This window comes from Streptomyces sp. NPDC093018 (assembly GCF_040684035.1).
In the GTDB taxonomy this organism is placed as follows: Bacteria; Actinomycetota; Actinomycetes; order Streptomycetales; family Streptomycetaceae; genus Streptomyces; species Streptomyces murinus.
In genome coordinates this window covers 296,387-317,450 of sequence record NZ_JBFBFF010000002.1, presented here as the reverse complement: position 1 = coordinate 317,450, position 21,064 = coordinate 296,387, and the positions used below count along the sequence as shown (strand labels likewise).

Below are 21,064 nucleotides of genomic sequence, written 5' to 3'. Positions count from 1 at the left end.
GTAGCCAGGATGGTTGCAGACCATGCTGTGAGGCGCCCCGCGCCCGGTTCCGGTCAGCCCGGATACGGCGGGAACGCGCCGGTCAGCTCCTGCACCTCGGCCCGCGCCCCGGCCGGTTCCGGGTGCCCGCGCACCACCGCGGCGAGCAGTTTCGCGATCCGCTCCATCTCCGGCTCGCCCATGCCCTGGGTGGTCACCGCGGCCGTACCCAGGCGCAGGCCCCTCCCGTCGCCGTGCGGCAGCGCGCAGCAGTCCAGGACGATCCCGGCGGCGGCGAGCCGGCCGCGGGCGGTGCGGCCGTCCACGCCGAGCGGTGCCGCGTCGGCGGTGATCAGATGGGTGTCCGTGCCGCCGGTGGTGACGGTGAGCCCCTCCTCGGCGAGATGGGCGGCCAGGGTGCGGGCGTTGGCGACCACCTGGTGGGCGTACGTGGCGAACTCCGGGGTCGCCGCCTCGCCGAACGCGACGGCCTTCGCGGCGATGGTGTGCATCTGCGCCCCGCCCTGGGTGAACGGGAACACCGCACGGTCCACCCGCTCGGCCAGCTCGGCGCCGCACAGGATCATGCCGCCGCGAGGTCCGCGCAGCACCTTGTGCGTGGTCGCGCAGACGATGTCGGCGTACGGCACCGGGTTCGGGGCGGCGCCGCCCGCGACGAGGCCGATGGGGTGGGCGGCGTCCGCGATCAGATAGGCGCCGACCTCGTCGGCGACCTCGCGGAAGAAGGCGTAGTCGATGTGCCGCGGGTAGGCGATGGAGCCGCACACGATCGCCTTGGGACGGTGGTTGCGGGCCAGGTGGCGCACCTGGTCGTGGTCGATCAGCCCGGTCTCCGCGTCGACGCCGTAGCCGACGAAGTCGAACCAGCGGCCGGAGAAGTTGGCCGGGGAGCCATGGGTGAGGTGTCCGCCGTACGGCAGGCCGAGGGCGAGGACGGTGTCGCCGGGGCGCAGCAGGGCGGCGTACGCGGCGAGGACGGCGGAGGAGCCGGAGTGGGCCTGTACGTTCGCGTGCCGGGCCCCGAACAGCGCGCAGGCCCGCCGCACCGCCAGCCGCTCTGCCATGTCCACGATCTCGCAGCCGCCGTGGTGGCGGGCGCCGGGATAGCCCTCGGCGTACTTGTTCGCCAGCGGGGAGCCGAGGGCGGCGAGCACGGCGCGGGAGGTGAAGTTCTCCGCCGCGATCAGCTGGAGCGACGTCGACTGCCGGCGCAGTTCCGCCAGCAGGATCTCGGCCACCTCGGGATCCTGCTGCCGCAGGACATCGGCCTCGTGCAGGGTGATGACCGACATGACGGACTCCGGGCGGTCGACGGTGACGTACCCCTAATGTAGGCCGGGCTTCGTCGGGGGGCGCGGTGTCGACGGTCGTGGACGGCCCGGACGGGCGCGCACCGCGCCCGGCACTACATCCGTGCCGGGACTCCGGTGAGCGCCGTGACGACCGGGTCCAGCGCGTCCCGTATCTCGTCGCCGATGGAGCGGAAGAACGGCAGGGGCGCGCCGTAGGGGTCGTACACCTCGTCCGCCTCGGCCGTGGGGGCCAGCAGCCAGCCGCGCAGGGCGGCGGCGGCGCGGACCAGGGCGCGGGCGCGCATGACGAGACCTTCGTCCAGCGGCGGCAGCGTCGCGGGGTCGATCGCGCGGACCAGGCGCGTGAACTCCTTGAGGGTGAAGGTGCGCAGGCCCGCCGAATGGCCCATGGAGATGACCTGGGCGCGGTGGTCGCGGGTCGCGGTCAGCACCAGGTCGGCCCGGATGACGTGCTCGTCGAGCAGTTCCCGGCCCATGAAGCCGGAGGCGTCCGCGCCGAACTCGGCCAGCACGGTCTCCGCGTTGGCCTCCATGGGCGCGCCCTCATGGCCCCAGGTGCCCGCGCTCTCCACGATCAGCCCGCCGCCGAGCACCCCGAGGCGCTCGGCGACGAAATGCCGGGTCAGCCGCTCGGTGATGGGCGAGCGGCACACATTGCCGGTACTGACGTGGAGGATGCGGAAGGTGTCGCGCGGAAACCCGAACGTCGTCGTCTCCTCCGCGAGGCGCTCCCCGATGCCTATGCCACGCCCCGCTGCAGGGGCCGTCAATTCGCCACCTCAAGGTCGGGTACGACCTTGCGCAGCTCGTCCGCCGAGATGGCGCCCTCGCGCAGCAGCACCGGCACATCGCGGGAGACGTCCACGATGGACGAGGGCACGATGCCCGGGGTCGGGCCGCCGTCGAGGTAGACGGAGACGGAGTCGCCGAGCATGTCCTGCGCGGCGTCGCAGGTCTCCGGCGACGGGTGTCCGGTGAGGTTGGCGGAGGACACGGCCATCGGGCCGACCTCGGTGAGCAGCTCGATGGCGACCGGGTGCAGCGGCATGCGCACGGCGACCGTGCCCCGGGTGTCGCCGAGGTCCCACTGGAGGGACGGCTGGTGCTTGGCGACCAGCGTCAGGGCGCCCGGCCAGAACGCGTCGACCAGTTCCCAGGCCATCTCGGAGAAGTTCGTGACCAGGCCGTGCAGGGTGTTCGGGGAGCCGATGAGCACGGGGGTGGGCATGTTGCGGCCCCGGCCCTTGGCGGCGAGCAGATCGGCGACGGCCTCGGAGGAGAACGCGTCGGCGCCGATGCCGTAGACCGTGTCGGTCGGCAGCACCACCAGCTCGCCCCGGCGGACGGCGGACGCGGCTTCGCGCAGACCCGTCGCGCGGTCGGTCGCGTCGTTGGTGTCGTATCGCCGTGCCATTTAACGGGCCTCCTCGTACACAAACTGCGGGGTTGAAGTCTCGGTGCTGCTCACGGCAGCGCCTTGCGGGCGGTGGCGAACCGCGGCCGGTTGTTGAGGTCGGGGTGATCGGCCGCGTCGGCCCAGCCCCGCTCCTCGGTGAAGATCCACGGCACCTGTCCGCCCTGGGTGTCGGCGTGCTCGATGACGACGACCCCGCCGGGCCGCAGCAGCCGGTGCGCGGTGCGCTCGATGCCGCGGATCAGGTCGAGCCCGTCCTCTCCCGAGAACAACGCGAGTTCGGGATCGTAGTCGCGGGCTTCGGGGGCGACGTACTCCCATTCGGTGAGCGGGATGTACGGCGGGTTGGAGATGACCAGGTCGACCTGGCCGTCCAGATCGGGGAACGCGGTCAGGGCGTCGCCCTGGCGCAGCTCGACCCTGGACCCCTCGACGTTCTTGCGGGTCCAGCGCAGCGCGTCCTCCGACAGCTCCACGGCGTGCACCCGGGAGCGCGGCACCTCCTGGGCGAGGGCGAGCGCGATGGCCCCGGAGCCGGTGCACAGATCGACGATGCACGGCTCGACCACGTCCATGGCGCGCACCGCGTCTATGGCCCAGCCGACCACCGACTCGGTCTCCGGCCGGGGCACGAACACGCCGGGCCCGACCTGGAGTTCCAGATAGCGGAAGTAGGCCCGCCCGGTGATGTGCTGGAGCGGCTCGCGCTGCTCACGCCGGGCGATGACCTCCCAGTACCGGGCGTCGAAGTCCGCGTCCTTCACGGAGTGCAGTTCGCCGCGCTTGACGCCGTGCACGAACGCGGCGAGCTCCTCCGCGTCGGTGCGCGGCGAGGGCACGCCGGCGTCGGCCAGCCGCTGGGTGGCCTGGGCCACCTCCGCGAGCAGCAGGTTCACGCAAGTCCTCCGGAAGTCAGCACTCGTATTTGCCGTAAGGCGGCGTCGCCCTACGCGGCCGCGAGCTTCGCCGCGGAGTCGGCGTCGACGCAGGCCTGGATGACCGCGTCGAGTTCACCGTCCAGGACCTGGTCCAGGTTGTACGCCTTGAAGCCGACACGGTGGTCGGAGATGCGGTTCTCCGGGAAGTTGTACGTACGGATCTTCTCGGAGCGGTCGACGGTGCGGACCTGGCTGCGGCGGGCGTCCGCGGCCTCCCGCTCCGCCTCCTCCTGGGCCGCGGCGAGCAGCCTGGAGCGCAGGATACGCAGGGCCTGCTCCTTGTTCTGGAGCTGGCTCTTCTCGTTCTGGCAGGAGGCGACGACACCGGTGGGCAGGTGGGTGATGCGCACCGCGGAGTCCGTGGTGTTGACGGACTGGCCGCCGGGACCGGAGGAGCGGTAGACGTCGATGCGGAGGTCGTTCGGGTTGATCTCCACGTCCACCTCCTCGGCCTCGGGGGTGACGAGGACACCGGCGGCGGAGGTGTGGATACGGCCCTGGGACTCGGTGGCCGGCACCCGCTGCACGCGGTGCACGCCGCCCTCGTACTTCAGCCGCGCCCACACGCCCTGGCCGGGCTCGGTCTGCCCGCGGGTCTTCACCGCGACCTGGACGTCCTTGTAGCCGCCCAGCTCGGACTCGGTGGCGTCGATGATCTCGGTCTTCCAGCCGACGCGCTCCGCGTAGCGCAGGTACATGCGCAGCAGGTCGCCGGCGAACAGCGCCGACTCGTCGCCGCCCGCGCCCGCCTTGATCTCCAGAATGACGTCCTTCTCGTCACTGGGGTCACGCGGGACGAGCAGCAGGCGCAGCTTCTCGGTCAGCTCCTCGCGCTGCTGCTCCAGCTCCTTGACCTCGGCGACGAAGTCCGGGTCGTCGGCGGCCAGCTCGCGCGCGGTCTCGATGTCGTCGCCGGCCTGCTTCCAGGAGCCGTACGTGCCGACGATCGGGGTCAGCTCGGCATAGCGCTTGTTCAGCTTGCGCGCGTTCGCCTGGTCGGCGTGGACCGACGGGTCGGCGAGCTTCGTCTCGAGGTCGGCGTGCTCGGCGACGAGGTCCTCGACTGCCTCGAACATCTTTCGGCTCCTGTACTGCGGTGAAGGGAAGGGGCGGGCGACCAAAAACGCCGGTCCCGGACGCACGCCCTCGCGGACGTACGGCCGTGGACCGGCGAATGGGGGCTCGCTACTTCTTGGAGCCGGCGGCAGCCTTGCCGAAGCGGGCCTCGAAGCGGGCCACACGGCCACCGGTGTCGAGGATCTTCTGCTTGCCCGTGTAGAACGGGTGGCACTCGGAGCAGACCTCGGCACGGATGGTGCCGGAGTCGATGGTGCTCCGGGTGGTGAACGACGCGCCACAGGTGCAGCTGACCTGCGTCTCGACGTACTCGGGGTGGATGTCGCGCTTCAAGGTTTCTCCTAGGTTTCGGGAGGGCTCCGGGTCGCCGCCGCGGGCTGCGGGGACGTGAACCGGGGCCGACGTACCAGTCTGCCAGGACTGGGGCCATCCCCCCAAACCGGGGGTGTGGTTGTTCTATTCCCGGGGGCGGTCCCGCGGCTTCCCCGGGCGGTCCCGCGGCCGTCCGTCAGCCGCTCACCACACCGCCGGCCTCGCCCGTGGCGGTGCCCTTGGCCGCCTTGGGGATCGGGCGGTCGTTCTTCAGCGCGTCCCACACCAGCCGGGCCTTCGACTTCTCCAGCAGCACGCGGTTGGGGTTGGCCGGGTCGTACTGGACGGGCATGGTGACCATCGTCATGTGCCGGGCGTCGATGCCCTTGAGGCCGTCGGCGAAGTCGATGAGGGAGTTGACCGAGCCGAGGTCGGAGTCGGTGGTGACGGCCTTGGTGGCGGTGTCGGCGAGGTCGTACAGCTTCTTGGGGTCGCTGAAGACGCCGACGTTCTTGACCTGGCCGAGCAGCGCCTTGACGAAGGCCTGCTGGAGCTGGATGCGGCCGAGGTCGGAGCCGTCGCCGACGCCGTGCCGGGTGCGGACCAGGCCGAGGGCCTGCTGTCCGTCGAGGGTGTGCGTGCCGGCCTTGAGGTCCAGGTGGCTCTGCGGGTCGGCGATGGCCCTGGTCGTGGTGACCGGGACGCCGCCGAGGTCGTCGATGAGCTTCTGGAAGCCCGCGAAGTCGACCTCCAGATAGTGGTCCATGCGGATGCCGGTGAGGGCCTCGACGGACTTCACGGCGCAGGCCGCGCCGCCGGTGGAGTACGCCTCGTTGAACATCACCGAGCTCGCGGCCGGGTGCGTGGTGCCCTTGGTGTCGGTGCACGCGGGGCGGTCCACCAGGGTGTCCCGGGGTATGGAGACCACACTGGCCTTCTTGTGGCCCTCGTAGACGTGCACGATCATCGCGGTGTCGGAGCGGGCGCTGCCGTCGTCCGTGCCGCCGCCGAGCTTCTTGTTGGTGCCGGCGCGGGTGTCGGAGCCGAGGACCAGGATGTTCTCGGAGCCGTTGTCGATCTTCGTGGGCCGGTCCTTGCCGAGGACCTGGTTGATGTCGACGCTGTGCAGGTTGCCGTTGAGCTTGAAGTACAGGTATCCGGCTCCGGCGCCGCCGAGCACCAGCACGCCCGCGGCCGTCCAGGCCGTCGCGAGCAGGGCCTTGCGGCCGGTGCTGCGGGGCTTGCGGCGCCGTCCCCGGCCTCCTCGGCCGGGCTCCTGGGCGCCGGTCTGAGGTATCGGTTCCGGCATGCTCTCGGCGGACACGGCACTCCTAGGTCTCGTCGATCGGTTACCCCCTGCGGTCAGGGTCAGGCGCGGTCATCACCGCTCCATCGTCCCTCCGGGCGGTAGGACGGAGAAACTCGGGACAGCGTTGCACAACGCAGAGTGCCCATCGCGTGGGGCGATGGGCACTGTGTGTAGTGGGCCGGATCGGAAGTACGGCGCTCACCTGCGGCTTTGGCGCCGGTTGTCGTATGTTTCCGACCGGATGCGGAACGTGAGCCTTGTGGCAAAGGTCTCGCTTCGGACACGACGGAGGCCGCCCCCGCGGGGACGGCCTCTGTCAGCTGGTTCCGGTTTCCGGAGACTCAGTCGCCGTTGCCGGGGGTCGGCGTCGTCTTCTGGATCTGCATCAGGAACTCGATGTTCGACTTGGTCTGCTTCATCTTGTCCAGCAGCAGCTCGATCGCCTGCTGCTGGTCCAGGGCGTGCAGCACCCGGCGCAGCTTCCAGACGACGCCCAGCTCCTCGGCGCCCAGCAGGATCTCTTCCTTACGGGTGCCGGACGCGTCCACGTCCACCGCCGGGAAGATGCGCTTGTCGGCGAGCTTGCGGTCGAGCTTGAGCTCCATGTTGCCGGTGCCCTTGAACTCCTCGAAGATCACCTCGTCCATGCGGGAGCCGGTGTCCACGAGCGCCGTCGCCAGGATGGTGAGCGAGCCGCCGTCCTCGATGTTGCGCGCGGCACCGAAGAAGCGCTTCGGCGGGTACAGCGCGGTCGAGTCGACACCACCGGACAGGATGCGGCCGGAGGCCGGCGCCGCGAGGTTGTAGGCGCGGCCCAGACGCGTGATGGAGTCCAGCAGCACGACCACGTCGTGGCCCAGCTCCACGAGGCGCTTGGCGCGCTCGATGGCCAGCTCGGCGACCGTGGTGTGGTCCTCGGCCGGGCGGTCGAAGGTCGAGGAGATGACCTCGCCCTTGACCGACCGCTGCATGTCGGTGACCTCTTCCGGACGCTCGTCGACCAGGACGACCATCAGGTGGCACTCGGGGTTGTTGTGCGTGATCGCGTTGGCGATCGCCTGCATGATCATGGTCTTGCCGGTCTTCGGCGGGGCCACGATCAGACCGCGCTGGCCCTTGCCGATCGGCGACACGAGGTCGATGATCCGGGTCGTCAGCACGCCCGGGTCCGTCTCCAGGCGGAGGCGGTCCTGCGGGTACAGCGGCGTCAGCTTGTTGAACTCCGGGCGGCCGCGGCCGTGTTCGGGCGCCATGCCGTTGACGGAGTCGAGGCGGACGAGCGCGTTGAACTTCTCGCGGCGCTCCCCGTCCTTCGGCTGACGGACCGCGCCGGTGAGGTGGTCACCCTTGCGCAGACCGTTCTTGCGGACCTGGGCGAGGGAGACGTACACGTCGTTCGGGCCCGGCAGGTAGCCGGAGGTCCGGATGAAGGCGTAGTTGTCGAGGATGTCCAGGATGCCCGCGACGGGGATCAGGACGTCGTCCTCGGTGACCTGCGGCTCGGCGATCTCGTCGCGGCCACGACGGCCACGGCGGTCGCGGTAGCGGCCGCGGCGGCCGCGCCGGCCGCCCTCGAAGTCGTCGTCGTCCTGCTGCTGCCGGTCCTGGCGGCCGCCCTGCTGGCCCTGCTGCTGACGCTGGCCGCCCTGCTGGTCGTCGCCCTTGTTCCGGCGGTCGCCACGGTCGCCGCGCTCACTGCGGTCACCACGCTCGCCGCGCTCACGGCCGCGCTCACGGCGGTCGCGGCGGCCGCGGCCCTCGCCGTCACCGGCGTCGCCCTTCGCGGACTCGCCCTGCTGCTGCGGCTGCTGAGCGGACGCGTCGGCCTTGGACTCGCTCTTGGCGTCCGTACGGGCCTCGGTCTTGGCCTCGGCGGCGGCCGTCTCGGCGCCGCCCGCGGCGGGGCTGCCGGCCTCGGCGGTGGCACGACGACGACGGCGCTCGGTCGGCGCGTCATCGCTGGCGGGCTGACCGGGAATCTCGATCTGCTGCTGCGCCTTCTCGGCGGGCGCCTCGGACTTGGCCGCCTTCTGCGCGCCGTCCGCGCTCTCGCCGGTGCGGGCCTTGGAGGTGGCCCGGCGCTTCGGCTTGGTCTCGGTGGCGGCCTCGGCCTTGGGGGCACTGCCCTGGGCCTGCGCCTCCTTGATGACCTCGATCAGCTGGCTCTTGCGCATCCGCGCGGTGCCCCTGATACCGAGGCCCGAGGCGACCTGCTGCAGCTCGGCCAGCACCATGCCCTCAAGGCCGGTACCCCGGCGCCGCCGGGAGCCGGCACCGGTGGCAGGCGCGGAGGCGTCCGTGGCGGGCGCGGCAGCGGTCTCCTCGACACGTGCGCCCATCAGATCGGTGGTGTCGCTCACGAAGGGTCCTTCCCTGGAGCGGACGTCGGCCTGTCTGGCTCGGCGACCGGTTGTGCTGTCCGACTACGGTCCTGTCTTCGTGAACCGTGCCGGGGCGGTGGTCCGCCAACGCGGCGGAAGAGAAATGTGCGGTGACGGCGCTTCCGCGAGCCGTGACACCCGGTGTCACGTGGCGTGGTAGCACCTGTTCCGGAGCATGCCCTGCGGCCGGCTCAGTGCTCGCATACGACGTACTGCCCAGGTACGGCGCGCGGAACACGGAGTGGCGTGGGGGGCTCCCGGAAGAATGTCTGTCCCGGACGGGGACACGTGGCACCTCGCCATGGTGGGGTCGGGTGCAGACTTGAGATTAACACTACCGGATCCAACAAACATTCCCCCTCTCCAAATCCGGCAACCGTGTGTCAGGGCGCAAGCGGAAGCACGCTCGCTCCCCGCATATCCAGGTCCAGCCGGTTGGCGGCCCAGCCGTCACCTGCGAGGTGGGAGACCTTGTCGGCGGTGCCGGCGTCGGTCAGGGCCATGACGGTGGGTCCGGCGCCGGAGATGACGGCCGGGATCCCGTCCGCCCGCAGCCGCTCCACCAGCGCCGCGCTCTCCGGCATGGCCGGGGCGCGGTACTCCTGGTGGAGGCGGTCCTCGGTGGCGGGCAGCAGCAGTTCGGGGCGCCGGGTGAGGGCCTCGACGAGCAGCGCGGCACGGCCCGCGTTGGCGGCGGCGTCGACATGCGGCACGGTGCGCGGCAGCAGTCCGCGGGCGGTTTCCGTCAGGACCGGCTTTCCGGGTACGAAAACCACCGGAACGATGGAATCGTCGGGGTCCATTCTGATCGCGCGGGCCGCGCCGGATTCCATCCAGGACAAGGTGAATCCGCCGAGCAGACAGGCGGCCACATTGTCGGGGTGGCCCTCGATCTCGGTGGCCAGCGCCAGCAGGGCCGCGTCGTCCAGACGGGCCTCGCCGCCTATGGTCACGGCGCGGGCGGCCACGATGCCGGCGCAGATGGCGGCGGAGGAGGAGCCGAGCCCCCGCCCGTGCGGGATGCGGTTGGCGCAGACGATCTCCAGGCCCCGGGGCTGGCCGCCCAGCAGGTCGAAGGCGGTGCGCAGGGAGCGGACGAGAAGGTGGCGCTCGTCGCGCGGCAGGTTCTCGCTGCCCTCACCCGCGATGTCGATGTGCAGCCCGGAGTCGGCCACCCGGACGACGACGTCGTCGTAGAGCCCCAGCGCGAGGCCCAGGGCGTCGAAGCCCGGACCGAGATTGGCGCTGGTGGCGGGGGTGCGCACCCGGACGGCGGCGGCTCGGAAGGCTGGACCGGCCATCGCTCGAAGACTCTCCTTGAGCTGCGTGACTGTCAAAGACATTCGATACGTACGTGGAGACCCTCGGCCGCGCAGACGGCGCGGCGTTGCCCCTATGCGCAGTGCATATGCAACGAGCGGGTTCGGTACAGCGTATCGAAGGAAGGTTCAGTAGCGACATAGGGCGCACAGGAGGCGCACGATGCGTGTCGTAAGCCCCTTGTGCACCCTGACAGGGCCTGACAGGGCCTGACAGGGCCCGACAGGGATCCGGAAGACCCCCCTCAGGCCCTGTCGCTGTCGCTGTCGCTGTGCCTCAGGCGAGGCCGAGGCGCTCGGCCGCGGTGGCCGCGTCGACCGGGACGGTGACCGGCTGCGGCGCGCCGGCGACGGCCCAGTCGGGGTCCTTCAGGCCATTGCCGGTGACGGTGCAGACGATCCGCTGGCCCGGGTCGACCTTGCCCTGCTCGGCGGCCTTGAGCAGACCGGCGACCGAGGCGGCGGAGGCGGGCTCCACGAAGACACCCTCCTGCGCGGCCAACAGCCGGTAGGCGCGCAGGATTTCACGGTCCGTCACCTCGTCGATGGCGCCGCCGGACTCGTCCCGGGCCGCCAGGGCGTACTGCCAGGAGGCCGGGTTGCCGATCCGGATGGCGGTGGCGATGGTCGACGGGTCCTTGACGACCTCGCCGCGCACGATCGGGGCGCTGCCCGCGGCCTGGAACCCCCACATGCGGGGCGCCCGGGTGGAGATCTCGTCGGCGGCGTACTCCTGGTAGCCCTTCCAGTACGCCGTGATGTTGCCCGCGTTGCCGACCGGCAGGACATGGATGTCGGGCGCGTCGCCGAGCATGTCCACGATCTCGAAGGCGGCCGTCTTCTGGCCCTCGATGCGCACCGGGTTGACCGAATTGACCAGCGCCACCGGGTAGTTCTCGCTCAGCGAGCGGGCGAGCGTGAGGCAGTCGTCGAAGTTGCCGTCGACCTGGAGGATCTTCGCGCCGTGCACCAGGGCCTGGCCCATCTTGCCGAGCGCGATCTTGCCCTGCGGCACGAGCACGGCCGAGACCATGCCGGCCCGTACGGCGTACGCCGCGGCGGAGGCGGAGGTGTTGCCGGTGGACGCGCAGATGACGGCCTTGGCCCCCTCCTCCTTCGCCTTGGAGATGGCCATCGTCATGCCGCGGTCCTTGAAGGACCCGGTCGGGTTCGCGCCCTCCACCTTGAGGTGGACCTCGCAGCCGGTGCGCTCGGAGAGCACCTGCGCGGGCACGAGGGGCGTGCCGCCCTCACGGAGCGTCACGACCGGCGTGGTGTCGGAAACCGGCAGCCGGTCCCGGTACTCCTCGATGATTCCGCGCCACTGGTGGGTCATTGCTCGTTACTCTCCTTCAACCCGCATGATGCTGGCGACACCCCGCACGGTGTCGAGCTTGCGCAGCGCCTCGACGGTGCCGGTCAGGGCGGCGTCGAAGGCTCGGTGGGTGACGACGACGAGGGAGGCCTCGCCGTCCTTGCCCGACTGCCGAACGGTGTCGATGGACACCCCGTGCTCGGCGAAGACCGTGGCGACCTGGGCGAGGACACCCGGTTTGTCGGCCACGTCCAGGCTGATGTGGTACCGCGTGACGACATCGCCCATCGGGGAGACCGGCAACGCGGCGTACGCCGACTCGCCAGGTCCCGTGGTGCCGTTGAGCTTGTTGCGGCAGACGGCGACGAGGTCGCCGAGCACGGCGGAGGCGGTCGGGGAACCGCCGGCGCCGGGGCCGTAGAACATCAGCTGGCCGGCCGCGTCGCTCTCCACGAAGACGGCGTTGTACGCGCCGCGCACGGAGGCGAGGGGGTGGCTCAGCGGAATCATGGCGGGGTGCACGCGCGCCGTGACGGACGCCCCGTCCTGCGCCCGCTCGCAGATGGCGAGCAGCTTGATGGTGCAGCCCATCTCCTTGGCCGAGTGGAAGTCGGCGGCGGTGACCTCGGTCATCCCCTCGCGGTGGACGTCGTCCAGGCGCACCCGCGTGTGGAAGGCGATGCCGGCGAGGATGGCGGCCTTGGCGGCGGCGTCGAAGCCCTCGACATCGGCGGTCGGGTCGGCCTCGGCGTACCCGAGCGCGGTGGCCTCGTCCAGGGCCTCCTGGTAGCCGGCACCCGTGGAGTCCATCTTGTCGAGGATGAAGTTGGTGGTGCCGTTGACGATGCCGAGCACCCGGTTGACCTTGTCACCGGCCAGCGACTCGCGCAGCGGGCGGATCAGCGGGATGGCACCGGCGACGGCGGCCTCGTAGTAGAGGTCGCGGCCGTGCTCCTCGGCGGCGGCGTGCAGGGCGGCCCCGTCCTGGGCGAGCAGGGCCTTGTTCGCGGAGACGACGGAGGCGCCGTGCTCGAACGCGGTGGTGATGAGGGACCGGGCGGGCTCGATCCCCCCGATCACCTCGACGACGACGTCGATGTCCCCGCGTTTGACGAGCGCGGTGGCGTCCGTGGTGACCAGGGCCGGGTCGATGCCCTCGCGGACCTTGCTCGGGCGCCGTACGGCGACCCCGGCGAGCTCCACCGGGGCGCCGATCCTCTGGGCGAGGTCGTCGGCGTGCGTCGTCATGATGCGCGCCACCTCTGAGCCGACAACCCCACAGCCCAGCAGCGCCACCTTCAGCGGACGCGTACGCATCATCCGACCTCGTTTCCTCTCACCGTCTACGGTTGGACCAGTCTCACTCACCGGACGGGAGTTTCTACCCTTCGTCCGGATCCTGAGACGTTTATTTCATTTTCGCGGGGTGTGGAGACCGCAGATCTTCCACCCCACGTTTCGCGGACTCGTCCGACGACTCGTCCGACGACTCATCCGACGTCCAGCCGCAGAAGATCCTCCTCCGTCTCCCGCCGGACGATCACCCGGGCCTCGCCGTCCTTCACCGCGACGACGGGCGGCCGGAGCACATGGTTGTAGTTGCTGGCCATCGACCGGCAGTACGCCCCCGTGGCCGGTACGGCGATGAGGTCGCCCGGCGCGAGATCGGCGGGCAGGAACGCGTCCTTGACCACGATGTCCCCGCTCTCGCAGTGCTTGCCGACGACCCGGACGAGCATCGGCTCGGCGTCGCTGGCCCGCGAGACGAGGGCGACGCTGTACTCGGCGTCGTACAGCGCGGTGCGGATGTTGTCGGACATGCCGCCGTCGACGGAGACGTACGTGCGCAGCCCCTCCAGCGGCTTCACGGTGCCGACCTCGTAGAGCGTGAACGCCGTCGGGCCGACGACGGCGCGGCCGGGCTCGACCGAGATCCGGGGCGTGCGCAGCCGCGCGGCCTCGCACTCGCGGCTGACGATCTCGCCGAGCGCCTTGGCGATCTCGTGCGGCTCGCGCGGGTCGTCGTCGCTGGTGTAGGCGATGCCGAGGCCGCCGCCGAGGTCGATCTCGGGCAGTTCGACGCCGTGCTCGTCGCGGATGTCCCTGAGCAGTCCGACGACCCGGTGGGCGGCGACCTCGAACCCGGACATGTCGAAGATCTGCGAGCCGATGTGGGAGTGGATCCCGATCAGTTCGAGCCCGTCCAGGTGCAGCGCCCGCCGCACGGCCTCCGCGGCCTGCCCGCCGGCGAGCGGGATGCCGAACTTCTGGTCCTCGTGGGCGGTGGCGATGAACTCGTGGGTGTGGGCCTCGACGCCGACGGTGATCCGGATCTGGACCTTCTGCCGCCTGCCCAGGGACTGGGCGATGTGCGCGACCCGCACGATCTCCTGGAAGGAGTCGAGCACGATCCGCCCGACGCCGGCCTCCACGGCGCGGGTGATCTCCGCGACGGACTTGTTGTTCCCGTGGAAGGCGATGCGCTCGGGAGCCATCCCGGCGGAGAGCGCCGTTACGAGCTCGCCCCCGGAACAAACATCGAGATTCAGCCCTTCTTCCTCCAGCCACCGCACGACGGCACGCGAGAGGAACGCCTTCCCCGCGTAGAACACATCGGCGTCGGCCCCGAAGGCGGTGCGCCAGGCGCGCGCCCGCGCCCGGAAGTCGGCCTCGTCCATGATGTACGCGGGCGTGCCGAACTCCTCGGCGAGCCGGGTCACGGGGACCCCGCCGACGGTGACGACCCCGTCCTCGCCGCGGCCGACGGTCTGCGCCCAGACCTTGTGGTCGAGCACATTGAGGTCGGTGGGCGGCGCGGAGTAGTGCCCCTCGGGCAGGACATCGGCGTGACGGGGCCCGGCGGGATGGGCGGAACGGCTCATGACGGTGGCTCTCAGACTCTCTGTCTCTCTCCGGGGGACATCTGTTCCTCGGTCCCCTCAGAGATGTTCGGGTGCGTCGATGCCGAGCAGGGACAGGCCGCCGGCCAGCACCGTCCCGGCCGCTTCGGCAAGCGCGAGCCGGGCCCGGTGGGCGGCCGAGGGTTTCTCCTCGCCGATCGGAAGCACACAGGTCAGAAAGGGCAGCACGGCATCCGCGACGGTGACGAGATGCCGGGCCAGCCGGTCCGGGGCGCGATGGGTGGCGGCCGCGGTGAGGATGCGGGGGTAGTCGGACAGGGGGGTGTGGAGGGCGGGGGCGTGGGGGGCGGGAGCGTGCGGGGCCGGTGCTTGGGGGGCGGTGGTGACCGCGGTGTCGGCCCTGGCGCCGTTCAGGGGGCCCGGCTCGGCGGCGAAGCCCAGGCGGGCGGCGCCCCGGCCGAGGGACCGGACGCGGGCGTGGGCGTACCGCACCCGGAACAGCGGATTGCCCTCCCGCTGGACGAGATGGTCGGCGGTGATGCGGGGCCGGTCGTGCGGTGCGGGGTGCAGCAGCGCCCACCGGGCGGCGTCGGGCCCGAGCGGCGCGGGGTCCTCGGGGGCGGGTACGGGCCGCAGATCGACGAACTCGCCGTGTTCTGCGGCGGCCCGCCCGCCGTGGTGCTGCACGGTGGCCCGCCCGCCGTGATGCTGCACGGTGGCCCGTCCGCCCTGGTGCTCGACGGTGGCCCGTCCGCCCTGGCTGGCGACGATCCGTACGACGGCGTCGGCGACGACCTCGGCCCGCACCTCGTACGGCACCCGCAGCGCGAGCACCTGCCCGGCGAGAGCGTCCCCATGGCCGTACCGCAGCCCCCGCCCGCGGATCTCCCGGACGAGGTCCTGGAGCGGATCGGCCTCGTGACCGAGCCGGAAGTTGAGGAACCCCGGGCCGGTGACGACGACGTCCTCGATGCCGTCCGTCGCGATGAGCCGGGGCCGCAGGATCTCGGCGACGGTGCGCGGCGGCTTCCCGGCAGCGCGGGCGAGCTGGAGCGCGACATTGGTCGCGTACTCCCCGCATCCGCCGGCCCCCGGCTCACTCACCACGACCCGCTCCGGCACGGCCACGCTGAGCTGCCCCTCGTCAACGGCACAACGCACCGCGTGCAGCACGGTGCGGGAGAGCTCGACGGGGGTCACGGGACAAGGGTAGGGGAGGAGGGGGGTGGGAAGGCGAGCCGGTTTCCCTGGTGAGACGGGAAAGGCCACGCCCTTCGCCGCCGCCGAACCGGGAACCCCAGGAACCGGCCCTGTCGGCTCGGCTCGGCTCAGCCGATGGAAACCCCGCCGGCCACCCCGTCCGCGAGCCCGTCGTCGTCATCGTCACCACTGCCGTCCCCGCCGCCTCCTCCCCCTCCGTCTCCGCCGCCCACTCCCCCGCGCCCGGCGCGGCCCTGGATCAGCTGCTTGACGAGGCGCACGAGCTCGGCGGGTTCGAAGGGCTTGGAGAGGAAGGCGTCGACCCCGACATCGAGGCCGGTCTCGACCTCGTACTGGGTGCAGGCGCTGATGATGGCGAGGGGCAGATGGTTCGTACGGGGGTCGGCACGGAGCCGGGCGGCGGTACGCAGCCCGTCCAGCCGCGGCATGACGACGTCGAGCGTCACGAGATCGGGCCGCACTTGGTGCACCACGTCCAGACACTCGGCACCATCGGCCGCGGTCACGACCTCAAGCCCTTCCAGCTCGAGATTGACCCTGATCAGCTGCCGGATGACCTTGTTGTCGTCGACAACAAGCACCCGGCCCGACGCGCCCGGCACAACTCGAGAGTAGGACCGCCCGGGCCACCGCGTCCGGGTTTTCCCCACTTCCACCCCCTACAGGGGACCCCTCCCCGCAAACGGGTTCCTGATCACCCCACCGGACCTGCTAATGTTCTGTCCGTCGCCGCGAGCACAACGCTCCGCAACCGACACGCCCCCGTAGCTCAGGGGATAGAGCAACGGCCTCCGGAGCCGTGTGCGCAGGTTCGAATCCTGCCGGGGGCACTCGCCAAGGATCAGCAAGAATCAAGCGCTGACCAGGGCGGATGCCGAGAGAAGAGGGCGGGAGTCAGTCTCACTGACTCCCGCCCTCTCTCGTTGCCTCTCAGTGTTCACGCACCATCTGCGATACACGCGACACACCGCCTCCCACAACCCCGAAGTCTGCGCCTCAGCGACGTCGGCCGCCCGATCGCGCTCCCTTGACCAGCAGGGTCGCACCCCTGACACTTGGTGTATGACATCTGTACTACCGAGCTAGGGAAAGGAGGAACGATGACCCCTGAAACCCGAGGCAAGAAAGCTAATCCAGCCGAACAGCGAACGAAGCGAGGCCAAGCCAGCGTTACGCGCGGCAGGACCACCACGAGATCCGCAATCAGCAAGACCACGAATAACGCGAAGTCTGAGCAGTTTCGTGGCCTAATCCAAGGCAGCTATTCCCGTTCTACTGAAGTGGCTCAAGTCAGGCTGAGGCCTGACGAAATGGCCGACCTGCGACTGGTAATGCAGTCTCTCAATCTACCGTCGGTCTCTGATGCACTTCGAGAAGGACTCCGCTTGCTCTCACGCGAGGCAGCAGAGGTGGCCGCCTCTGAGGAGATTCGATCCTTCTACAAAGGGGCTCACGCTCCGGATCCCGCAGGTGTACTACCTGCCACAGCAGAGGAGTTGGCGGCAGGGGACGAAATCGAATGGTGAATCCTGGTAATGCATTGCGCGGCGAGGTCTGGGGATGTGTACTGCCGAATCCTATTGGCGCACATCCTGTTGTCATCCTCACGGTCAATCGCATTGCCGAGCCGCTATCAGCGGTGACGGTTGCTGTGGTCACAGGAACGTCTGGACCTACCGCCACACACATTCCCATCGGCCCTGAATGCGGCGTCACCAAGTACGACGAGTCCTACATTAACTGCACGGATCTGCACACAGTTCACAAATCCAGGCTACGTAAGCGCCTCGGATTGCTAGATCCGGCCGAGATGAAACAGGTCGAGGACCGCGTCCGCGTGATCCTAGGACTGTCCTAGAGCAAGCCTCAATCCTGGAAGGGCAGTCCGAGTCTTCGGACTGCCCTTCCAGGATTTGCAGCGCCCCTACACTGAGTCGCCCTCCTCTTCCAGGGCCTTTGCAATCCTCGCGTTGGCAGCCTCTTCGTGGCCATCAATGCAGCCGAGGTAACGACGATGGATCACCTCTGGCGAGTTGCCAACCCGCCGCGCAACCTCAGCGATCGGCACCCCCGCGTTGAGCCATCGCGTGATGCACGCGTGCCGTAGGTCGTACGGGCGTCCGGCCAGCGGCGAGGCGACACGCTCAGGCGGTAGCGCGTACTCCCGCGCTTCCTCCCACACCCGCCAGTAGGTAGACGAGCCGACCACTCCACCGCGCTCGTTGCCGAACACACGCCCTTCCTTGGCCGTGCCAAACGTGTCCAGGTGCGCCCGCAGGATCGCCACCAGGACAGGCGGGATGGGCACCGGTCGGTCGCTCTTGGCCTCCCGCGCCTTCAGCCCGCGCCGGTCGTGACGCTCGCCGGAATCGGTCCACTGCTTTCCTGAGACGGGGCGTGTCTCCCGGAGCGTCAACGTGCCCCACCCGGCATCCGGGAGATCGCAGTCAGACTGCCTCAACCCCACCGCCTCAGCCGGACGCAGCCCCGCGTAGTACAGGACCGCATAGAAGGCCGCCAGACGCCTCCCACGGCACCGATCCCACGACCCGACGTAGGAAAACTCCCGCGAGCAACTGACGGGCCTGTAGGGCGTTCACGAGGACGCGCCGATCCACCACCTCGCTGGAACCGACGTGCTTCTGGCGGGCACGCTGAAGCGGGTTGTCCGGGAGCTCCCCCACGACCACCGCGTGTTCGAGGACGGTGTTCAAGGCCCGTCGGCGACGCCTGTACGTGTCGCCCGCCGCCGGGGTGCCGTCCAGCTTGTACCCAATGCGGTACAGCACATCTTCGAACACTTCGGCGTCCGCCGCATCGACGACCGGACGATCCGCCGTCGTGAGCCAGTCGTATGCGGCCTTGAGTTCGGCCGGCGGATCCTCCCCCGCGTTCGCGGGCACGATCCCCCACCGAAACGCCAACCGGAGTTGCTCATCCGACGGAACGCCGTCCCCTCGCTTGACCATGGCGAGGCTCACGGCCGCAAGACCGTCTGCCATGCCCTCACGGGTCTTGGCCGCGCTTGTACGCCACCGCCCGGCCACGTACTTCCGGCAGAACTCGAACCACCTCAGCGTCTCTTCAGCGGCAGCCGCTTCAGCCGCTTCAGCCGCCGCGCGCACCTCGGACTCAGGCTGTCCGCTGGAGATCTCGAAAGCCTCACCCCTGCGCATCGCCTGCCGTAGTTCCGAACGTCGACTTTCGGCGAGTGCCGACGTGGCGAACGTCGCGCTACTCACCTTCCCGCCCACGACCCACCGGAGTTGGTACGGGCGCGCCTTACGGTCGACCTTCGTGACCTTCCACAGCCGGACGTCGAGAGAGAACCCCGGCCGCGCCTCCCCGTGCGGGCGACGGACCGGAGTGTCGCCAGTCGTGCTCACGCAGCGTCCTCCCGCTCCGTAAGCCAACGCTCGTACTCGGACCGTCGGATCCGCACGTCGCCGTTCGGGAGCTTGATCGAGCGGGGCCCCTTTCCGAGTTGACGCCACCGGTAGAAGGTCGAGGGAGCGACCTTCAGATCGGCAATGACCTCCTTGACGGTCATCTTGTCGTCCACCGTGCGGGCACTCATGCTGCCGTCCTCTCCGGGATCGGGTCGTTCGGGGTCGATTCGGGCAGGTGGGGGGTAGATCCATGGGCGTGCGCGAGTCGGGCCAGCAGCGGCAGCACGGCCGGGCGAATGACGGGGCGAGTCGGGTCGACCGACCGCAGCAACAGCAGGGCGATCGAGAGGGGGAACCGGTCGCTCTTGCGGTGGTTGCAGTCCCAGCACGCGAGCATGAGCGCGCTGTAAGTACCCGTCGGATACAGGCAGTTGGGCACGATGTGATCGAGGGTGGCATCCCGCAGATCGGCGAACTTGGTGCGGCAGTAGCCACAGCGCGGCCCGTAGCGGCGGGCGAGCTGCCGCTTACGCAGGCGCCGGGTCTCGGTCTTGATGCGGCGGGTGGTCGCGGTCACGGCTACCACTCCGCCCGCAGCGTGCGCGTCCACGTACCGTCCGGTCCGGCCGGCGGGGTCGCCCCGACGGCGTACGTCCCGCCGTCCAGCCGCACCACGAGGGGTGAGGGCTGGCGGGTGTCGGCGCGCATCAGGTCGAAGCAGAACCGGCGCCGGTGGTAGTCCGGCAGTGCCTGCCGGTACAGCCAGCCCCCGCCCGTGACGCCCGGCCGTGACGCGGCCGTGACGCCACTCGTCACACAGGTCAGGACCGGTGAGGTGAACTCCCGGACCATGGCCTCTCCGAGTCGCATGAGCGTCTCGGTGGGGACCAGGGCGGCGCCCTGGCGGATCGCGCGGGAGACCAGCAGCGGGGCCCGCCGCACGGTGACCGCGTCCACCTGGTGGTGGCGGTAGGCATCCGACAGGTACAGCGCCACGGCCGCTTCCCCGGCCGTCATGGGGCGGGAGCGGGCACCGTCGTACCAGAACGACAGGGCCAGCCGGTAGGCGAACCGGCGGCAGGCGCCCACCTCGGGGAACTCCTCTGCGTCCAACTCGGTGAAGATGCCGACGACTTCGGCGATTCCGGCCGGACCGAGCGTGCGCACGGCGCCGTTGAGGGCGTCGTACAGGGTGTCGGTGTGGGTGTCCGTGTCGGGTGCCGGAAGGGCGAGTTCGTCCGCGCCCGTCTCGAACAGAGCGGCGGCGACTTCGCCCACGCTCAGCTCCAATCCCCGGATGGGAATGGCGGGGAAGCCTTCAGGGGCCCGGTGCCGCTCCCGCCGCACCAAAGGCACGGCGGGAGCGGCCGGGGCCGTCACGTGGGCGTACAGCGAGTTGAGCGGTCCCGGCGTGGTCATCAGCGGACCGCCAGGGCGGCGCGGCGGTACGCGTCGATCTCGGCCCGGCGGTGGACCGGGCACAGGATCTCGTGCCACGCGCCCGCGTCATCATCCCAGGCAGCGATCCCACCCGTGCCCTCACACGGGCAGTCGCCGTCCAGGTCGACCAGGCCGTTGCGCGCCAGCGCCGTCTTGGTCGTGCCGTCGGTGGAGACGGTGAGCGCCCCGCCCTGGTCGGACCGGATCAGGCGGTAGCGCTGGGGGAAGCGCTGCTCGTGACGGGCCTGGATCTGCGCGGTCAGCAGACCGTGCATGTCCAGCAGTCGCCACCCACGGAAGTACAGCGCCCGGCGCCGCATCTCCTCCACACCCAGCCGCTCCGCACCCTGCATGATCCAGGCGGTGAACTGCTCCTTCGTATAGTGGCGGCGCCCGTTCGGCATGTCCGACGCGTACAGCGCCACGGCCCGCTCCGCACCCGTCAGATCACGGACGTCCACGATGGTCGACGTCATGCCGTCACCCCGAAGGTCCGGGAGACGGCGGCACCCAGCCGGGCCACGAAGTCGGCCAGCACACTCGGGGTACGACCGGTCAGGACGTCCAGCGCCATCCCGGCCCACGCCTCCCGCTCCCAGTCCTGCGAGTCGGCCAGCGCGATGACGGCGGACTCCCGCAGGACCGCCGGGTTGTCCACGTCGTCACCCAGTAACAGCAGGGACGGGCTGTAGGTCAGCATCCCCAGCAGCTCAGCGAAGGTCGGGAGAGCGCCCTCCGCTTCGGCACAACGTTCCGCGATGGTTCCAGGCATCAT

General features: G+C 70.3%; 22 protein-coding genes and 1 tRNA gene. 2 read left to right on the top strand and 21 right to left on the bottom strand.

What is annotated here, in order from left to right; genetic code table 11:
- Positions 1-53: 53 nt before the first annotated feature.
- From glyA to AB0N90_RS05270, 14 genes are all read right to left on the bottom strand, one after another.
- Entirely contained in the window at positions 54-1,292 is a 1,239-nt protein-coding gene (gene glyA, locus AB0N90_RS05335) for a serine hydroxymethyltransferase (protein ID WP_365193141.1), read from the bottom strand.
- Positions 1,293-1,405: 113 nt separating this feature from the next.
- Complete coding sequence (locus tag AB0N90_RS05330; RefSeq protein WP_361674613.1) at positions 1,406-2,083, bottom strand: protein-tyrosine-phosphatase; 678 nt, start codon at positions 2,081-2,083, stop codon at positions 1,406-1,408.
- Positions 2,080-2,727, bottom strand: coding sequence for an L-threonylcarbamoyladenylate synthase (locus AB0N90_RS05325; RefSeq protein WP_037656508.1), 648 nt, complete (start codon positions 2,725-2,727; stop codon positions 2,080-2,082). The genes AB0N90_RS05330 and AB0N90_RS05325 overlap by 4 nt, the downstream gene beginning before the upstream one ends.
- Positions 2,728-2,777: 50 nt before the next feature.
- A complete protein-coding gene (prmC, locus tag AB0N90_RS05320; RefSeq protein WP_361674615.1) occupies positions 2,778-3,623 on the bottom strand; it encodes a peptide chain release factor N(5)-glutamine methyltransferase in 846 nt (281 codons plus the stop codon).
- A gap of 50 nt (positions 3,624-3,673) precedes the next feature.
- Positions 3,674-4,741 (bottom strand): peptide chain release factor 1, encoded by a 1,068-nt coding sequence (gene prfA / locus AB0N90_RS05315; RefSeq protein ID WP_037656513.1) that lies wholly within the window; start codon positions 4,739-4,741, stop codon positions 3,674-3,676.
- A gap of 109 nt (positions 4,742-4,850) precedes the next feature.
- Positions 4,851-5,075 carry a 50S ribosomal protein L31 gene (gene rpmE, locus AB0N90_RS05310; protein WP_018571447.1) on the bottom strand — a complete coding sequence of 75 codons (225 nt, stop codon included), beginning with the start codon at positions 5,073-5,075 and terminating at the stop codon, positions 4,851-4,853.
- A 175-nt stretch (positions 5,076-5,250) separates the two neighbouring features.
- Positions 5,251-6,378, bottom strand: a complete 1,128-nt coding sequence (locus tag AB0N90_RS05305) for an LCP family protein (RefSeq protein WP_365193138.1) — start codon at positions 6,376-6,378, stop codon at positions 5,251-5,253.
- A 326-nt stretch (positions 6,379-6,704) separates the two neighbouring features.
- Positions 6,705-8,723: a transcription termination factor Rho gene (gene rho / locus AB0N90_RS05300; protein WP_365193136.1), complete on the bottom strand. Its 2,019-nt coding sequence runs from the start codon at positions 8,721-8,723 to the stop codon at positions 6,705-6,707.
- A gap of 404 nt (positions 8,724-9,127) precedes the next feature.
- Positions 9,128-10,045 carry a homoserine kinase gene (gene thrB / locus AB0N90_RS05295; RefSeq protein WP_361674621.1) on the bottom strand — a complete coding sequence of 306 codons (918 nt, stop codon included), beginning with the start codon at positions 10,043-10,045 and terminating at the stop codon, positions 9,128-9,130.
- 295 nt (positions 10,046-10,340) lie between these two features.
- Positions 10,341-11,399, bottom strand: coding sequence for a threonine synthase (thrC, locus tag AB0N90_RS05290; RefSeq protein WP_365193134.1), 1,059 nt, complete (start codon positions 11,397-11,399; stop codon positions 10,341-10,343).
- A gap of 6 nt (positions 11,400-11,405) precedes the next feature.
- Positions 11,406-12,698 carry a homoserine dehydrogenase gene (locus AB0N90_RS05285; RefSeq protein ID WP_365193132.1) on the bottom strand — a complete coding sequence of 431 codons (1,293 nt, stop codon included), beginning with the start codon at positions 12,696-12,698 and terminating at the stop codon, positions 11,406-11,408.
- A 170-nt stretch (positions 12,699-12,868) separates the two neighbouring features.
- Positions 12,869-14,260, bottom strand: coding sequence for a diaminopimelate decarboxylase (gene lysA, locus AB0N90_RS05280; protein WP_365193130.1), 1,392 nt, complete (start codon positions 14,258-14,260; stop codon positions 12,869-12,871).
- A 57-nt stretch (positions 14,261-14,317) separates the two neighbouring features.
- Positions 14,318-15,439, bottom strand: a complete 1,122-nt coding sequence (gene nrtL, locus AB0N90_RS05275; RefSeq protein ID WP_365193129.1) for an ArgS-related anticodon-binding protein NrtL — start codon at positions 15,437-15,439, stop codon at positions 14,318-14,320.
- Positions 15,440-15,567: 128 nt separating this feature from the next.
- Positions 15,568-16,062, bottom strand: a complete 495-nt coding sequence (locus AB0N90_RS05270; RefSeq protein WP_361674629.1) for a response regulator — start codon at positions 16,060-16,062, stop codon at positions 15,568-15,570.
- Between the two features lie 156 nt (positions 16,063-16,218).
- Between AB0N90_RS05270 and AB0N90_RS05265 the strand changes: the two genes are divergently transcribed.
- A tRNA-Arg gene (locus AB0N90_RS05265) sits at positions 16,219-16,290 on the top strand.
- 689 nt (positions 16,291-16,979) lie between these two features.
- Positions 16,980-17,318, top strand: coding sequence for a type II toxin-antitoxin system PemK/MazF family toxin (locus tag AB0N90_RS05260; protein ID WP_365193127.1), 339 nt, complete (start codon positions 16,980-16,982; stop codon positions 17,316-17,318).
- Positions 17,319-17,384: 66 nt separating this feature from the next.
- On the opposite strand, the gene AB0N90_RS05255 is transcribed toward AB0N90_RS05260, so the two are convergent.
- The 7 genes from AB0N90_RS05255 to AB0N90_RS05225 all read right to left on the bottom strand — a co-directional run bounded on the left by AB0N90_RS05255 (position 17,385) and on the right by AB0N90_RS05225 (position 20,989).
- A complete protein-coding gene (locus AB0N90_RS05255) occupies positions 17,385-17,945 on the bottom strand; it encodes a hypothetical protein (protein WP_365193601.1) in 561 nt (186 codons plus the stop codon).
- A complete protein-coding gene (locus tag AB0N90_RS05250) occupies positions 17,932-18,846 on the bottom strand; it encodes a hypothetical protein (protein WP_365193125.1) in 915 nt (304 codons plus the stop codon). Before AB0N90_RS05250 ends, AB0N90_RS05255 begins: the two co-directional genes overlap by 14 nt.
- Entirely contained in the window at positions 18,843-19,037 is a 195-nt protein-coding gene (locus tag AB0N90_RS05245) for a helix-turn-helix domain-containing protein (RefSeq protein WP_157169818.1), read from the bottom strand. The genes AB0N90_RS05250 and AB0N90_RS05245 overlap by 4 nt, the downstream gene beginning before the upstream one ends.
- Positions 19,034-19,426: an HNH endonuclease gene (locus AB0N90_RS05240; protein ID WP_365193123.1), complete on the bottom strand. Its 393-nt coding sequence runs from the start codon at positions 19,424-19,426 to the stop codon at positions 19,034-19,036. Before AB0N90_RS05240 ends, AB0N90_RS05245 begins: the two co-directional genes overlap by 4 nt.
- Positions 19,427-19,428: 2 nt before the next feature.
- On the bottom strand, positions 19,429-20,127 hold the full coding sequence (locus AB0N90_RS05235) for a hypothetical protein (protein WP_365193121.1): 699 nt from the start codon (positions 20,125-20,127) through the stop codon (positions 19,429-19,431).
- Between the two features lie 140 nt (positions 20,128-20,267).
- Positions 20,268-20,765, bottom strand: coding sequence for a hypothetical protein (locus AB0N90_RS05230; RefSeq protein WP_365193119.1), 498 nt, complete (start codon positions 20,763-20,765; stop codon positions 20,268-20,270).
- Entirely contained in the window at positions 20,762-20,989 is a 228-nt protein-coding gene (locus tag AB0N90_RS05225; RefSeq protein ID WP_365193118.1) for a hypothetical protein, read from the bottom strand. The genes AB0N90_RS05230 and AB0N90_RS05225 overlap by 4 nt, the downstream gene beginning before the upstream one ends.
- Positions 20,990-21,064: the final 75 nt, after the last annotated feature.